Source organism: Sanguibacteroides justesenii (assembly GCF_003204205.1).
In the GTDB taxonomy this organism is placed as follows: domain Bacteria; phylum Bacteroidota; class Bacteroidia; order Bacteroidales; family Marinifilaceae; genus Gabonibacter; species Gabonibacter massiliensis.
Map to the genome: position 1 here is coordinate 125,939 of NZ_QJPL01000003.1, position 16,077 is coordinate 142,015.

Consider the following 16,077-nt stretch of genomic DNA (forward strand, 5'->3'; position numbering starts at 1 on the left):
AAATGAATCTGGTTGTTGACATAGGAAATACGCGGACCAAATATGCCGTATTCGAAGATAATCTTTTTGTCGAGAGTGGGACGGGAGTCCCTGAATTGTACGAGAAAGCTCTCTGCTGGCGGAAGAGAGGAGAAGAGGTTAATGTAATTATGGCCAGTACCGGGGCGATATCGACAGGATTAAGAGCTTGTCTAAGCGATATCGCAACTTTTTTTTGTGAAGCTAATCCGCTCATGGCGTTGCCCATTCGTTTAGGATATGATACTCCTCAAACGTTGGGAATAGATCGTATTGCCGGATGTGTTGCCGCCGCTTTTTTATTTCCGGGTAAAGATATACTGGTTGTCGATATGGGAACAGCCATTACTTTCGACTTTATGAATGGGGAAGGTGTGTTTCTGGGGGGTAATATTTCCCCGGGCATGCAAATCCGTTTTCGTGCGTTGAATGAATTCACGTTAAGCCTTCCTTTGGTCGAAGGGTCCGATACGTATGAATATATAGGAAAAAATACTCCGGGGGCCATATTGGACGGAGTCATGAATGGTATACTTTTTGAAGTACGTGGTTACATAGATGAATTGCGTCGCGAAAATCCGGAGGCAATAGTTATCCTTACGGGAGGAGCCAGTCATTTCTTAAAAAAGTCTTTAAAGCGGGAAGTTTTTTTTGATGAAAAATTAGTAATTGTGGGATTAAATCAGATGTTAGAATTTCAAAAGAGGAGATAATAATTAAAATATGCATATAGAAAAAGTCGTTGAAGCCTTTACTTTTAAAAAAAATAATGGTAAATTTGCCCGGGATGAAATTATTTAGGGGAATATAAAAGCAAATTGTTTCTTAATTTAAACTTAAAAATAGAGGGATCATATGAAAAGAATTGCTGTATTAGCGTTTGGGATATGTATACTTACCGTTGGCGGTTTAAAAGCCCAAAGTGAATCAAAATTTGGGAAAGATAGTATACAAACGTTGTATAATGCTTCAATTTATACGGAATTATGGAGACAGAAGAATTTCAAGGAGGCGTTGCCTGCCTGGAGATACGTGTTTCTTAATGCTCCGGCATTTCAACAGAATACTTACGTGCGGGGAGAAGATATTATAGAATATATGTATAAAAGTACTCAAAAGAAAGAGTATTTGGATACATTGATGATGATTTACGATCAACGTATAAAGTATTTCGGGGACGATCCCAAAGCGGGAGAAGGATATATTTTAGGACGTAAAGGTTTGGCTTTGCTTCGCTATGGAGATCAGGGAGTGGAAAACAGGAAGCAAGCGTATAATTATTTGCTGAAATCCGTGGAGATGAAAGGAAACGCTTCTCTTCCGGATGTCGTTGATCGGTTGATGTGTACGGCTTGTGAACTGGCTAAGAAGGAGCAACTTTCGGCCGATGAGGTGTTGCACTTGTATGACGATTTATCCCGGCTTGCTAAGGAGAACATTTTGGGAGGCGGAAAAATCGGTGAGAATTTCGAGAAATGTCAAAAAAACTTAGATGCCTTCTTCTTTGCTTCCGGTTTAGCGAATTGTGAAACTTTAGCTGGTTTGTTGACGGCGAGATATGAAGCGAATAAAACCAATTTGGACGAATTGAAGAGTATTTCTTCTCTGTTGAGAAGACGTGAGTGTACGGATCTTCCGATCTATACAACCGTTGCCGAGACAATATATCAGTTAGAGCCCTCTTCCGATGCGGCTTATGGTTTGGCCGTTATGTTTTTGGGCAAGCGCGATATAGAGAAGGCCGAACGATATTTTAAAGAGGCGATAGATAAAGCCGAGAATGTCGAAGAGAAGGAGAATATTTATATGATGTTGTCCCAGCTTTATTTAACGACAAAGAATTTTCCTCAAGCCAAAAAATACGCTCAGGAAGTGTTGAAGATAAACCCGAATTCCGGAAAGGCATATATTCTTATAGGAAAAGCTTATGTTTTCGGAAGTAAAGGTTATAGTCAGGATGATTTTGAACAGCATACCGTTTTTTGGGCTGCAGTAGATAAATTTATTAAAGCCAAACAAGTGGACCCTGAGGTTTTGACAGAGGCGGATGAGTTGATAAAAACCTATTCGGTTTATTTCCCTACCTCTGGAGAGGCTTTTTTCAACTCTATAAAGAGTGGGGACACGGTTAAAATCGGAGGTTGGATAAATGAAAATACGGTCGCAAGATTTAATAAAGAATAGTGTGGTTTTGTTTCATCATGTATGGAAAATACAAAGCGTTACCGTCCTTATTTTAGGGACGGTAATGCTTTTTTCTTGTAAAACAGACCAAAAAGAGATCGATCGGATTGTAAGTCGGACTGATAGACCGGAAATGTCGGGAGAAAATCTTACATTGCTCTATTCGGACTCTGCCCGCATTAAATATAAAGTGATTACACCCGTGTATGATAAATACAATAAAGAGGGGCAGAAATACGATGAATTTCCGAAAGGTATACACGCTATATTGTATGATAAGGAGGGAAACGAAGTGGGTTCCCTGGTGTCGAAATACGCGAAAAAATTAGAAGATGAGATGTTATGGGAGATTCGTAATGAGGTAGTTGTAGTGAATTCCGAGGGGAAAAAATTGGAAACGGAGTTGTTGTATTGGGATATGAAAAAAGAGTTTCTTTATACCGATCGATACACACGTTTTACTTCCGGGGAACAGATGATAGAGGGAAATAACGGATTTGAGTCGGATCAGCAATTGAATAATCCACAATTTAAGAATGTTACGGGTAAAATAGCCGAATCAGAAAATCAAACTAAATGACCGTTTTTGTTGCCATAATAACTTGTTTGCTACTGTCCGCTTTTTTTTCCGGGATGGAAATAGCCTTCGTGGCATCCAATAAATTACGTATCGAGATTGACAAATCCAATAAGGGGATTACCCAAACACTTATCGATTTGTTTGTATCTAATTCCGGAATGTATATTACCACGATTCTGGTCGGAAATAACGTGGTCATGGTTATTTACGGTATTTTCATGTCGGATTATTTGGATCCCCGTTTGGAACAAATAGGCATCTCTTTAGGATTCCGAATGTTTGCCGTCACGTTAATTTCGACTTTGATCATGTTGGCCGTTGCGGAGTTCTTGCCTAAGGTTGTCTTCAGGTTACGTCCCAATTTATTTTTACGTATTTTTGCCGTACCTGTCTTTTTGTTTTACATCTTATTTTTTCCTATATCCTATTTTTCCGTTTGGTTCGGGGGATTGTTGTTGCGGGTTTTCACGGGAAAGAAATTGGCACACAAGGAGGAAGATAGAGCTTTTGGAAAGATTGATTTGAATAACCTGATAGAAGAAGGAGAGGCTTCGGGAACGTTAAACGAAGATGAACATGATATAAAGCTGTTCCGGAATGCTTTGGACTTTTCCGAAGTAAAGTTAAGGGAATGTATGGTTCCCCGTACGGATATCGTGGCCTTACCGTTGGACGGAAGTTTGGATGAATTGAGAGATCTCTTTGTGCAGACGGGTTTTTCTCGTATTTTGATTTATAAGGATAGTATAGATAATGTTATAGGATATGTACATTTATCGGCCCTTTTCCATCATCCGGAGACGATTGTTAAGGCTGTCAGTAAGATTTTGATCGTCCCGGAAACCATGTCGGCTTTACGTTTGCTGAATCTTTTCACGAAAGAACAAAAAAGTGTAGCTGCCGTGGTTGATGAGTTCGGGGTAACGGCAGGAATGGTGACGATAGAGGATATCATGGAGGAGATTTTCGGGGAGATCGAGGACGAACATGATCATCTAAACCTGAAGGAAGAGGTGCTGGCACCTAACGAATATCTTTTTTCCGGCCGTCTGGAGGTCGATTATCTGAACGAGAAATACAATCTGGATCTTCCTGAAAGTGAAGAATACGAAACATTGGCCGGATTAATATTGTATTATAATGAAGATATTCCGAATGAAGGAGAGCAAGTTGTCGTTGAAGGAATTACTTTTGAAATATTGCAGGTAAAAAGTGCACGTATTGAAGAGGTTAAAGTTATGATATGAAAAGGAGCTTTATTTTAAAGCTCCTTTTTGTTTCAACATATCTTCAAAGTGTCTGATGTTGTTTTCATGCTCCCGGGTACAAATCATAAGGTAATCGTTTTGTTCCGCGATGATGCAATTATCAATACCCTCTACGATTACTTTTTTCTGGTGAGGAACGCACACGATACACTCCTTGGAGTCGATAAAAAGTACGTTTCCATTATTACTTACATTTTGATTTTCGTCCTTGGGACTTATTTCGTGAAACGAGTGCCATGTTCCGACGTCCGACCAGCCAAATTCACCTTTGATCACATAAACTTTAGAAGATTTTTCCATGATGCCGAAGTCGATGGATACATTTGGACTTTGGCTGTAAATATGAGATATGTTTTCGGCGGAATCGGGCTTTTCTGCATTTTTATATTCATTCTCGAACAGAAGGTAAAGATCTTCCAAATGATTTTTAAATTCGTTGATAATTTCTTTTACTTTCCAAATAAAAATACCTGCGTTCCAAAGGAAATCACCTGACTCCATAAATACTTTTGCCAATTCTTTATCCGGTTTTTCCGTGAAAGTCTTGACTTTGGAAACGTATTCCGTGATTCTGTTTTTTTTGATTTGGATATATCCGTAACCGGTTTCCGGTCGGGTCGGTTTTATTCCGATGGTAAGCAATCCTCCGTATTGTTCGACAAAATCCAGACCCTTCGTGATGTTGTCGATGTATTCTTTGTCGTTGAATATAAAATGGTCGGAGGGGACGACTACCATCGAGGCTTCGGGGTTTGTTCTCGCGATCTTATAGGCGGCATAGGCTATGCAGGGGGCGGTATTCTTGCCGAAAGGCTCTTTTAAGATATTTTCGGTCGGAATTTCCGGTATTTGTTCTTTTGTGATGCCCTCGTAGGCCGTTCCTGTAACGATAATGATATTCTGTAGGTCGAAAATTTGATTTGCTCGTTCAAAAGTTTGTCTCAGAAAACTTTTACCTGTATTCATGATGTCGCAAAACTGTTTTGGACAAGCCTTGTTGCTGACTGGCCAGAATCGTTTTCCGAGTCCACCTGCCATGATTACGCAGTACGAGTTTTTATTCATATTCAATCGAAGTTTTGAAATTTAATTCCTCTTATTGTTGTCGAAATTAGTAATAAATCCGTGAATAATTTCTATTTTTACGATAAAATTTGGAGAAAGGATTGGAGACGGGTATTAATAAAGAAGTTAGTATTGATGAAAATTTTAGATCGGTTAGGAGCTTATATACTATTTCTGGGGAAAATATTCACAAAGCCTGAAAAAAAACGAGTTTATTTAAAGGAGTTGCTCAATGAATTTGAAAAATTGGGTTTGAACTCGATCGTATTGGTAATGATTATTTCCTTTTTTATTGGAGCTGTATTGACGTTACAAACGGCATATAATATGTCAAGCCCGCTTTTACCCCGTTATTTGATCGGTTATTTGACGCGTGAAACGTTGTTGTTGGAGTTTTCTTCGACCATTGTAAGTTTGATTCTGGCAGGAAAGATCGGTAGCAATATTGCTTCGGAGATCGGTAGTATGAAGATTACGGAACAGATAGAAGCGCTGGAATCCATGGGGGTAAATTCCGTTTCTTATTTGGTCGGTCCTAAGATTGCGGCCGCTTTGGTTATCAACCCGGTCTTATACGTGTTTAGCGTGTTCGTCGGTATTATCGGTGGAATCCTTTCCGGGTTGGCGTCGGGAGTCGTGAATTATGATGATTATATTCATGGGTTGCATTTTTCGTTTAACCCGTATTATGTGACTTATTCGATTATAAAAACCCTGTTTTTTGCGGTTATTTTTACTTCTATTCCTGCATTTTACGGTTATAATGTTCAGGGAGGGGCTTTGGAAGTCGGACGTGCAAGCACGAAAGCCGTTGTGGATAGCAGTATTGCGATATTAGTCTTTAATTTGATATTAACTAAAATCTTATTGTAATGATTCGGGTTGAACATGTATATAAATCATTTGATAAGAAAGTTGTATTGTCGGATATCAATGCCGTTTTTGAAGAGGGGAAGGTCAATTTGATTATTGGGAAAAGCGGTTCCGGTAAAACGGTATTGTTAAAGTCTTTGATCGGTTTACATCCGATCGATTCCGGTCGGATCCTGTATGACGATCGTGATATTACCTCTATGGATACGAAACAGGTAAAGAAGATCAGAGAGGAATTGGGGGTCGTATTTCAGGGGGGAGCCTTGTTCGATTCTCTTTCCGTTTTGGAAAATGTAAAATTTCCGTTGAATCTTTTTTCTCGTATGAGTGAGAAGGAAAAAGAGGAACGAGCCTTGTTTTGTTTGAACCGCGTTAATTTGGATAACGTGGGAAAATTATATCCGGCAGAGATAAGTGGAGGAATGAAAAAAAGGGTTGCTATTGCCCGGGCGATTGTCATGCAGCCGAAGTATTTGTTTTGTGATGAGCCCAACTCGGGTTTGGATCCTTTAACCTCTATTGTTATCGATAATTTATTATCGGAATTGACTCACGAATATCAAATGACGACGATTATTAATACTCATGATATGAATTCCGTGTTTGAAATAGGCGAGAACATTCTATTCATTCATGAAGGGAAAAAAGAGTGGGAGGGCAATAACGCGGAGATAATGAATGCTACTAACAAAGCTTTGAATGAATTTTTGTTTACTTCGAAATTTAATCAATTGATAAAAGAAAAATGGGAGGATCGTGGGGAGTCAAAACCTAAAGATAAGGTATAGCGTATGAAAAATGTATTGTGGATTATATTGATAGTAACCTGTATGACGGCCTGTTCGGAAAAAGTCCCTTTAGACAGAAAAGAATTCACGTCATTGTTGATCGATATGCATACGGCAGACGGAGCTCTCGTGGTATGGATGGAGGAGGAGGGAAATGACCGTAGAGATGACCGGAAAAAATACATGTATTATAATGACTTATTCGAGAAGTATGGAATCACGCGGGCGGAGTTTGACTCATGCGTCCATTATTATTCGGCTAAAACGGCTCTCTTTACTAAAATATACGATGTCGTTATTGATTCTTTGAATCGCAGGTTAACGGAGAAAACGCGTATTTATAAGCAATTGACGGGTCAGGACTCCTTAAATTTAATGCCGGGTTATAAAATGTGGGTATTCGATACTTTGGATTGTGATTCTGTCCGGATTGAAGATGAATTCATTGGTTTATTGTGTGCCGGGAATTGGACGAAAGAGATTGTTATGACGGATACGGTTACGTTAGATAGACAGAATCCGTATGTCGAGATCGAATTGGATAGTATTGCTCCCGGAATGTATAATTTTGAGACAAGTCTGAAATTTGAACACCGGGACAGGAAAAGGAGTAATAAAATCCTTTCTTATTTGCTTTCGGATCAGAATGATACGCTGAAGATCAGTGATACGTGGGTGGTGATGGATTCGATTAAACGAGATTATAAGTGGTCTTATTACGTGGCCGATTCCACCTATAACAGACTTCGCATCCGTATTCTGGCCGGGGAAGAGACAAAAAAGGGAGAAAAAGAATGGAACGGAAAGGTTTGGAATACGGGTATATTTAAACTGTATCAAACTCCGAAAGAAGAAGAGCGTAACAAGGAACTCTATCGATTGAATAAATAATGAGAAAAATTGCGGCTAATTATATTTTCTTGCCGGGTTATCCTTTGGTGAGGAATGGATATGTTGTTATTGATGGTCAGAATGTCGTAGACGTGGTAAACACGGGAGGTTTTATTCGTGAGATTCCCGGTTTGGAATTTTATGGGGGAATGATTGTCGCTGGGTTTTTAATGAGCGATAAACGGGATTGGTGTCCCGGGGATGATTTGTTATCGTGTATTGTCGATATGTATGATAAAAGATGTGATTGGAGAACTGGATTGGCTCTTGTGCAAGGAGCTGATTGGGAGCACTTCAGATGGTCAGAGAAGGCTTCTGTTTTACGTTTGGTATAATACTAAAATAAAGAACGATGAGTAAATTGTATTTGACACTTGTTTTATTTTTTATTTGGGGAGTGTTATCTGCGGGTCCCCTTTGGATGCGTTATCCGAGTATCTCTCCGGATGGTAAACAAATTGTATTCAGTTACAAGGGAGATATTTATAAAGTTTCTGCAGATGGAGGGCGAGCTGAGCAATTAACGACGAATCCCGGGTATGAAACTTACCCGATCTGGTCTCCTGACGGTAAATACATCGCTTTCGCGAGTGATCGTTACGGGAATCTGGATATATTCATTATGCTTGCAGAGGGAGGAACTCCTAAACGGTTAACCACTTATTCGGGTAAGGAGATTCCGTATGCTTTTACTCCTGATGGAAAAGAAATTGTTTATGGGGCTCAGATACAGGATCCGACTGAAAGCGCTTTGTTCCCTTCCCCGGCTTTAACGGAACTTTATGCGGTTTCTGTCAATGGAGGAAGGCCCCGACAGGTGTTGGGAACGCCTGCGGAAAGCATTTGTTTTTCCAAATCGGGTAAACGGTTTCTGTATCATGATAAGAAGGGTGGAGAGAATGAGTGGCGTAAACATCATACCTCTTCGGTCACTCGGGATATTTATCTCTATGATATAAAAAGTAAGAAACACACGAACCTGGTCGGTTGGCAGGGAGAGGATCGAAATCCTGTTTTCGCCCCGGGAGACGAGAAAGTTTACTTTTTAAGTGAACGCGGAGGTTCTTTCAATATCTATTCGTTTAACCTGACCGTTCCGGATCGGGTCGAGCCCGTCACTTCGTTTAAAAATCGTCCCGTGCGTTTTTTGAGTATTGCCAATACCGGACGCTTATGTTTTGGGTATGACGGAGAAATTTATATAAAAGACGAAATGTCGAAACCTAAAAAGGTTGCGGTTGAAATTCGCGGAGATCAGGCCATTGATGACAGAGAAGAGCTTCTTTTTACTTCGGGTGCGACGGATGCCGAAGTTTCACCTGACGGTAAGCAGATTGCTTTGATTTTACGCGGGGAGGTGTTCGTTACATCTACGGATTACGTGACGACAAAGCAGGTTACCGAGACTCCGGAACAGGAGAAATGGTTGAGTTTTGCTCCTGATAACCGGACATTGGCTTACGCTAGCGAACGCGATGGAAATTGGAATATCTATACGGCAAAGATGGCCCGAAAAGAGGAGATTAATTTTCCGAATGCCACGTTGATCGATGAAGAAGCCGTATTACCCGCCTCTTCCGTGGAGCGTTTTGCCCCTCAATTTTCTCCGGACGGTAAAGAGTTGGCTTTTATAGAGGACCGTAATAAATTAATGGTGGTCAATCTGCAAAATAAGAAAGTTCGGCAAATTACCGATGGAAGTATGCATTATCGAACAGGAGACGGTTTCACTTATAAATGGTCTCCGGATGGTAAATGGTTCGCCTTGGAATTTATTGGAAACAAACATGATCCTTATGGGGATATCGGGATCGTTCGTGCGGATGGAGGAGGGCAAATTATCAATTTGACCCGTAGCGGCTATTCGAATGGTAATCCCCGGTGGGTGTTGGATGGAAATGCGATACTGTTTTCGAGTGAACGCTACGGGATGAGGAATCATGCTTCGTGGGGCTCTTTGGAAGACGTGATGATCGTTTTTTTAAATCAGGATGCCTACGATAGGTTTAGGTTGAGTAAAGAGGATTACGAGTTGCTGAAGCAAGAGGAGAAGTCGGCTTATAAAGAAGAGGAAAAATCGGAGAAACAACAACGGAAAGCGATTGTCGTGGAGTTGAAAGGAATAGAAGATCGGATCGTACGATTGACTCCGAGCTCTTCCGAATTGGGAGATGCCGTTTTGAGCCGGGAAGGGGAGAAGCTGTATTATCTGGCTTCTTTTGAGGGCGGCCTTGGTTTGTGGGAGATGAATCTGCGTAGTAAAAATACTCGTCTGATGCATAAATTGAACGGGAACTGGGGTTCTTTAGTGCTGGATAAATCGGGTAACAATCTCTTTTTATTAGGTAGTCGGAATATGCAGAAGATTAATCTGCAATCCGATAAGCAAACACCTGTCGTGTATAGGGCCATGATGGAATTGGATAAAGTGGCCGAGAGGGCTTATATGTTTGACCGGGTGCGTCGGCAGGAGGCTAAGCGATTCTATGATAAAGATATGCATGGGGTGGATTGGCCGGCCGTGACGAAGGATTATGAAAAATTTTTACCGTATATCAACAATAACCATGATTTCTCGGAGTTGTTGAGTGAACTGCTCGGTGAATTGAATGTGTCCCATACTGGCGGTCGTTTTTATCCGGAAGAGAGAGGAGACGAAACTGCCGAGACGGGGTTGTTGTTTGAATGGAACGAGCGTCGGCCGGGTTTGATCGTTACGGAAATATTGGAAAAGGGACCTTTCGATAACGCCCGGTCGAAAGTACGGGCCGGAGACGTTTTGGAAAAGATTGACGGAAAAAAAATCGAAATCGGGATGGACTATTTTCCTATGTTAAATAAAAAGAGAGGTGAGAAAACGTTATTCTCTTTCTATAATCCGGAATCGAAAGAGCGTTGGGAAGAGGTCATCAAACCGATCTCTAAAAGCAGTATGCGGCAGCTGTTATACAGACGTTGGGTTAAACAGAGGGCTGCGGAGGTCGATCGTCTTTCCGGCGGCCGGTTGGGCTATGTGCATATCGCAAGCATGAGCGATCCGAGTTTCCGTTCGATTTATTCCGATATATTGGGGAAATACAATGATCGGGAAGGAATTGTTATTGATACTCGTTTCAATGGCGGAGGACGTTTACACGAAGACATCGAGGTGTTGTTTAGCGGAGAAAAGTATTTTACTCAGGTTGTCAGAGGACGGGAAGCCTGTGATATGCCCAGCCGTCGTTGGAACAAACCATCCGTTATGATTATAGGCGAAGCGAATTATTCGAATGCTCACGGAACCCCTTGGGTCTATAAATATAAAAATATAGGGAAGTTAGTCGGGATGCCTGTTCCGGGTACCATGACAAGCGTTTCCTGGGAGCGCTTACAAGATCCGACGTTGGTTTTCGGTATCCCTATTGTCGGATATCGTCTGGCAGACGGTTCTTATTTGGAGAACAAACAGTTGGAGCCGGATGTGAAGGTGGCTAACTCTCCGGAAAAGGTCGTTTCGGGAAAGGATGAACAGCTGGAAAAAGCTGTGGAGGAGTTGTTGGGAGAGATCGATCGAAAATGAATAAGAAAAGGGCGCTGCAACGCCCTTTTCGTCAATCAATAGAGAAGTGTTTAACTAAAAACCAATTATCAGTATTCTTTTATCTGGCCTTCGAGATAATAAAATTTTAGATCCCTGGGTACGTTTTCCGTAAATTCTATTTTGCAATGGCTGGGTAAGAGAATCCTGATATACAGCTCTTGTCCCCTCCACGGGCCTTCGATTTTGAAATAATTATCCATTCGTAAGGTATCGTTCTTCAACTCCCAGTTGATTTGGATACCTTTATCTTCCGCGTTAAAATAGTCCGAGGCATTGGTACTCCGATTGAAAAATATTTGGGGTTCCTCGACATCTTTTGACGCGTAGATGGAAAATTTAACCGGAGAAACCAAAAAGGATGCTTTTGTATCTCGGACTCTAAAAATCGATCGATATCTATTAGTATTGTAACCTGTATTGTAGCGATCCTTGAGATCTATGACGATTTTATTCGATAACGGACTGAGAAGCGTTGAGGTGTTGGTTCTTATTGTTCGTTGCGTATAATTCTGTGCTTCCGATAATCCGACAATGAGCAGTAGAAATAAACAGACTAACCATATTACTCCGGCCGGCAACAGAATAGTTCTATTGTTACTTTCGAAAGAGATCAATATTTTAAGTGCCAGAAAAATGATGAATAAACAGGGAATGACGGTTAGGAAGAAAAAGCAGATTTTAAGGATGGAAAGATGAAAAGGAGAAACCATGCAGGTGGCTTCTTCGTACGCTTCCGCCCACGGCATTAAGTTGGGTAAAAATAGTATCGATATGAATGTAAAGAGCGATACGATACCGAATAAGAGAACGGATAAACCGAAGAGAAAAGCGATGGCTTTCCCTATCCCGCCGAAAAATCTACTTATGAGCTCTCCTATCCTTCTGAAAAACCGATGTATCGAAGATATTTTTATTTCCTGATACTCTTCTTTTACCGAACGTTCGATGTTGGGGATGTTGATATTTTTACCTTTCATTTCTAATTTTTCTCTGGAGTTCTTGGCTTTGGGAATAACTGTCCAGAGTACGATATATACTAAAATGAAAATGCCGTAGTATAGTGAAAAAAGGATAAAGCAGATACGTATAAGTATCATGGAAATTCCCCAATAGGAAGCCAAACCCGAGGCGACACCCCCCAATACCATGTGATCCGGATCCCGGTACAGTTTATGTGTGGGTTTCCCTTTGGATTCTTCTGCTTCTTCCTCGTCGTCTATGATATCAGCCGGTTTCCCCATGGTCGTGATTGCTTTCTCGACGTCTTCCAAAACGATGGATTCCCGGAAGTTTTCTTTTTGATATTGCATGAAAAGTTCGGCAATACGGCTTTCGATATCATACATGATTTCGGTCCCGTCTTCTTCCTTTATGTAATGATTCTTAAGTGTATTGAGGTAATCCTGAAGTTTTTCAAAAGCATCTTCATCGATATGAAAAACCTTTCCGCTCAGATTTATGGTGTATGTTTTTTTCATGGTAATAGGATTAAGCGTTGTGATTTTCTTTAATATGATTTACAGCAGAGGTTAACTCTTCCCAAGAGTTTTCCAACTCTTTTAAAAAAAGACGTCCTGATTCGGTAATGCTATAATATTTCCGAGGAGGCCCTTGCAAAGATTCTTCCCATCGATAGGATAGGAGGCCTGTGTTTTTTAACCTTGTCAATAAGGGATAGATTGTTCCCTCGACAACGATCATCCTGGACTCTTTTAATTTGTTGATAATATCAGGGACGTATACGTCTTTTTGTGAGATAATCAACAAAATGCAATACTCCAGGATTCCTTTTCGCATTTGAGCTTGTGTGTTTTCAATGTTCATGTCCTGCGTATTTGTTTTTGTGTATGGCAAAGATATAAATAAAAAATAGTATTATGCAATACATGGTACTATAAAAATAAAAAATATTTTTTTAAGCATGAATTTATCTCTCGGACAAGAGGCAAACGTTTCCGTGGATTTTACTTGAATAGAGTGAATTAAACTTCATAATAAAGATTAACTTTGCATCGAAAAAATAAGGAAACGATAAAAAAATAGATATGAAAAAGGTATTATTGATGATTTTGGATGGTTGGGGAATCGGTAAACATGATCATTCGGATGCAATAGGGAGTACCCCGACTCCTTGTATTACGGCTTTGGCCAATAATAATCCCCGCTCTTTATTGTATACCAGCGGTGAAAATGTCGGGTTGCCGGACGGACAAATGGGAAATTCGGAAGTGGGACATTTGAATATTGGAGCCGGTCGGGTAGTGTATCAGGATTTGGTGAAAATTAACCGGGCTTGCCGGGATCATTCCATTGCTCGAAATCCGGAAATTGTAAAAGCTTTCACCTATGCTAAAGAAAACGGTAAACGGGTTCATTTTATGGGGTTGGCTTCCCAGGGCGGTGTGCATAGTTCTTTGGATCATGTATTTGCCCTTTGTGAGCTGTCAAAGGAATACGGTATTGAAGATACTTTCGTGCATTGTTTTATGGACGGCAGGGATACGGATCCTCGTAGCGGAAAGGAATTTTTGCAACTTCTGGAGGCGCAAATGGCTGAATCTACCGGAAAGATAGCTTCCGTGATCGGTCGTTATTACGCTATGGATCGGGATTCTCGTTGGGAACGGATTCGTGAGGCTTACGATCTTTTGGTAAGAGGTAAGGGAACACCGGCAACGGATGCCATTGCTGCGGTACAGGAATCCTACGAGGGAGGGGTAACGGATGAGTTTATAAAACCGATTGTCAGGGTAGATGAAAACGGGAATCCGATAGGGACTATTCGGGAAGGAGATATGGTTATCTTTTTTAATTTCCGAAATGACCGGGCTAAAGAATTGACGGTTGTGTTGACACAGGAAGACAAGCCTGATTTCGGAATGAAAACCATTCCTTTGTATTATTGTTGTATGACTCCTTACGATGCTAAGTTTCAGGGATTGCATATTCTTTTTGATAAAGAGAACGTGGTGAATACCATTGGGGAGTATGTCGCGTCTTTAGGTTTGAAACAGTTGCGTATTGCTGAAACTGAAAAATATGCCCATGTTACCTTCTTTTTGAACGGGGGACGCGAGGAGCCCTTTGCCGGAGAAAAACGGATACTGGTCCCTTCTCCCAAGGTTGCTACTTATGATTTGCAACCGGAAATGTCGGCCCCGACCGTGACTGAAAAAATAGTGGAAGAGTTGAAACGAAAGGAGGCGGATTTTATTTGTTTGAATTACGCTAACGGGGATATGGTAGGGCATACGGGTGTTTATGAAGCTATTCAGAAAGCTGTTGCAACGGTTGACGAATGCGTCGGAAAGACGGTGGCGGCCGCTCGGGAAAACGGGTACGATGTATTGATCATTGCCGATCATGGAAATGCGGACAATGCGGTGAATGAAGACGGATCTCCCAATACGGCCCATTCTCTGAATCCGGTTCCATGTATTTGGGTGACGGATTCTAAATGTGATCATCTCCGGGATGGAGTTTTAGCCGATGTCGCTCCGACGGTTTTAACTATTATGGGATTACCTATCCCGCCGGAAATGACAGGAAAACCATTGTTGGTCTGAATATCCCCGGGGAGGATGTGTTATTTAGTTGTGAATGATCAGATAAAAGGATTCTGAGATATAAGGATTGGGTGATTAAGGGATTGGGTGATTGTAGATTTTAAATTGTAAATTAAACAAATCTAAAATTTACAATGAATAGGGGATTAATATGATGGTCGATTTAGAGGAGGTAATATCAAGACTCACTCGTAAATTATAAATTCGATCTGGAATTTACAATGAAGTGATTCAATTTAATGATCCGGTTTCGCTAATCTGTAATTGCGGGTTTGGCGTATGGATTTATTGGTCGGGAAATTGTCGGGTAATGAGAAATGACTAAATTTGCCCGTTTTATTTCAATTTTCAGTTACATGATACAGATAGGGGATACGATTGTCAGCTTGGACGTGATCAAAAAAGAGTTTTGTTGTGATTTATCGGTTTGCAAAGGTATTTGTTGTGTTGAAGGCGATGCCGGGGCACCTTTGGAAGAAGAAGAGGAGAAATACATACGGGAGAATTACGAGAACATTAAATTATACATGAAACCGGAGGGGATACAGGCTGTAGAAGAACAGGGATGGGCCGTTATTGATGTGGAAGGCGATTTGGGTACGCCTTTGATTCATGGAGGGGAGTGTGCCTATGCTATTGAAGAAAACGGAAGTTGTTGGTGTGCTATTGAAAAAGCCTGGACGGAAGGGAAAAGTACTTTTCGCAAACCTATTTCCTGTCATTTGTATCCGGTTAGGATCACCAGATACCCCTCGTATCAAGCAGTTAATTACGATGAATGGAAGATTTGTGCGGGGGCGAAAATAAAGGGAGAAAAAAAAGGTATTCCTCTTTACATTTTTCTAAAAGATGCTTTGATTGAGAAGTATGGAACGGAGTGGTACGAACAGCTATGCTATGTGGCAAACGAGATAAAACGGGGGAAAATCAAGTTTAAGCTTTGAAAATTTAGATGCTTTTCTTTGTAGAGAAAAAAAGTTATTTTATCTTTGCAGCGCAAAAGCAAAATGGTGGATGTAGCTCAGTCGGTTAGAGCGTCGGATTGTGGTTCCGAAGGTCGTGGGTTCGAGCCCCATCTTCCACCCGCCTATAAAAACGGTTGATTTTAACCGTTTTTTTTTTTGTATTTAATACGGAGTTCAATTCGATTTTCCCAATCCCTTCCATGCATTGTAGATTTTAGATTTATTTAATTTACAATTTACGATTTAAAATCTACAATCTACAATCATCTATCGTTTCAATCACCCAATCCTTATATCTC

At 40.8% G+C, this 16,077-nt stretch carries 14 protein-coding genes and 1 tRNA gene; 12 read left to right on the top strand and 3 right to left on the bottom strand.

Features of this window, described 5'->3' with window-relative positions; translation table 11 throughout:
- Positions 1-2 precede the first annotated feature (2 nt).
- From DMB45_RS05820 to DMB45_RS05835, 4 genes are all read left to right on the top strand, one after another.
- Positions 3-731, top strand: coding sequence for a type III pantothenate kinase (locus DMB45_RS05820; protein WP_041502732.1), 729 nt, complete (start codon positions 3-5; stop codon positions 729-731).
- Positions 732-873: 142 nt separating this feature from the next.
- Positions 874-2,202 (top strand): tetratricopeptide repeat protein, encoded by a 1,329-nt coding sequence (locus DMB45_RS05825; protein ID WP_110688554.1) that lies wholly within the window; start codon positions 874-876, stop codon positions 2,200-2,202.
- On the top strand, positions 2,168-2,782 hold the full coding sequence (gene lptC, locus DMB45_RS05830; protein WP_082027569.1) for an LPS export ABC transporter periplasmic protein LptC: 615 nt from the start codon (positions 2,168-2,170) through the stop codon (positions 2,780-2,782). The genes DMB45_RS05825 and lptC overlap by 35 nt, the downstream gene beginning before the upstream one ends.
- The gene (locus DMB45_RS05835; RefSeq protein ID WP_110688555.1) at positions 2,779-4,029 is read left to right on the top strand and encodes a hemolysin family protein; all 1,251 of its coding nucleotides are present in this window, start codon (positions 2,779-2,781) and stop codon (positions 4,027-4,029) included. The genes lptC and DMB45_RS05835 overlap by 4 nt, the downstream gene beginning before the upstream one ends.
- A 9-nt stretch (positions 4,030-4,038) precedes the next feature.
- Here the strand turns inward: DMB45_RS05835 and DMB45_RS05840 are convergent, their stop codons facing one another.
- Entirely contained in the window at positions 4,039-5,115 is a 1,077-nt protein-coding gene (locus DMB45_RS05840; protein ID WP_041502735.1) for a mannose-1-phosphate guanylyltransferase, read from the bottom strand.
- Positions 5,116-5,250: 135 nt separating this feature from the next.
- On the opposite strand from DMB45_RS05840, the gene DMB45_RS05845 reads away from it, so the two are divergent.
- The 5 genes from DMB45_RS05845 to DMB45_RS05865 are packed head-to-tail and all read left to right on the top strand — an operon-like array spanning position 5,251 to position 11,226.
- Positions 5,251-5,988 (top strand): MlaE family ABC transporter permease, encoded by a 738-nt coding sequence (locus DMB45_RS05845; RefSeq protein ID WP_181416495.1) that lies wholly within the window; start codon positions 5,251-5,253, stop codon positions 5,986-5,988.
- Positions 5,988-6,776 (top strand): ABC transporter ATP-binding protein, encoded by a 789-nt coding sequence (locus tag DMB45_RS05850; protein ID WP_041502736.1) that lies wholly within the window; start codon positions 5,988-5,990, stop codon positions 6,774-6,776. Before DMB45_RS05845 ends, DMB45_RS05850 begins: the two co-directional genes overlap by 1 nt.
- Before the next feature lie 3 nt (positions 6,777-6,779).
- Positions 6,780-7,667 carry a DUF4296 domain-containing protein gene (locus tag DMB45_RS05855; protein ID WP_041505505.1) on the top strand — a complete coding sequence of 296 codons (888 nt, stop codon included), beginning with the start codon at positions 6,780-6,782 and terminating at the stop codon, positions 7,665-7,667.
- Complete coding sequence (locus DMB45_RS05860; RefSeq protein ID WP_041502738.1) at positions 7,667-8,002, top strand: hypothetical protein; 336 nt, start codon at positions 7,667-7,669, stop codon at positions 8,000-8,002. The genes DMB45_RS05855 and DMB45_RS05860 overlap by 1 nt, the downstream gene beginning before the upstream one ends.
- 17 nt (positions 8,003-8,019) lie before the next feature.
- Positions 8,020-11,226, top strand: a complete 3,207-nt coding sequence (locus DMB45_RS05865; RefSeq protein WP_110688556.1) for a S41 family peptidase — start codon at positions 8,020-8,022, stop codon at positions 11,224-11,226.
- A 68-nt stretch (positions 11,227-11,294) separates the two neighbouring features.
- On the opposite strand, the gene DMB45_RS05870 is transcribed toward DMB45_RS05865, so the two are convergent.
- Together DMB45_RS05870 and DMB45_RS05875 are read right to left on the bottom strand one after the other, a co-directional pair.
- The gene (locus tag DMB45_RS05870) at positions 11,295-12,725 is read right to left on the bottom strand and encodes a PspC domain-containing protein (protein ID WP_041505507.1); all 1,431 of its coding nucleotides are present in this window, start codon (positions 12,723-12,725) and stop codon (positions 11,295-11,297) included.
- Positions 12,726-12,735: 10 nt separating this feature from the next.
- Positions 12,736-13,071 (bottom strand): PadR family transcriptional regulator, encoded by a 336-nt coding sequence (locus tag DMB45_RS05875; RefSeq protein ID WP_041502741.1) that lies wholly within the window; start codon positions 13,069-13,071, stop codon positions 12,736-12,738.
- Between the two features lie 221 nt (positions 13,072-13,292).
- Between DMB45_RS05875 and gpmI the strand changes: the two genes are divergently transcribed.
- The 3 genes from gpmI to DMB45_RS05890 all read left to right on the top strand — a co-directional run bounded on the left by gpmI (position 13,293) and on the right by DMB45_RS05890 (position 15,898).
- On the top strand, positions 13,293-14,813 hold the full coding sequence (gene gpmI / locus DMB45_RS05880) for a 2,3-bisphosphoglycerate-independent phosphoglycerate mutase (protein ID WP_041505508.1): 1,521 nt from the start codon (positions 13,293-13,295) through the stop codon (positions 14,811-14,813).
- Between the two features lie 356 nt (positions 14,814-15,169).
- A complete protein-coding gene (locus DMB45_RS05885) occupies positions 15,170-15,757 on the top strand; it encodes a DUF3109 family protein (protein ID WP_041502944.1) in 588 nt (195 codons plus the stop codon).
- A gap of 65 nt (positions 15,758-15,822) precedes the next feature.
- Positions 15,823-15,898, top strand: a tRNA-His gene (locus DMB45_RS05890).
- Positions 15,899-16,077: the final 179 nt, after the last annotated feature.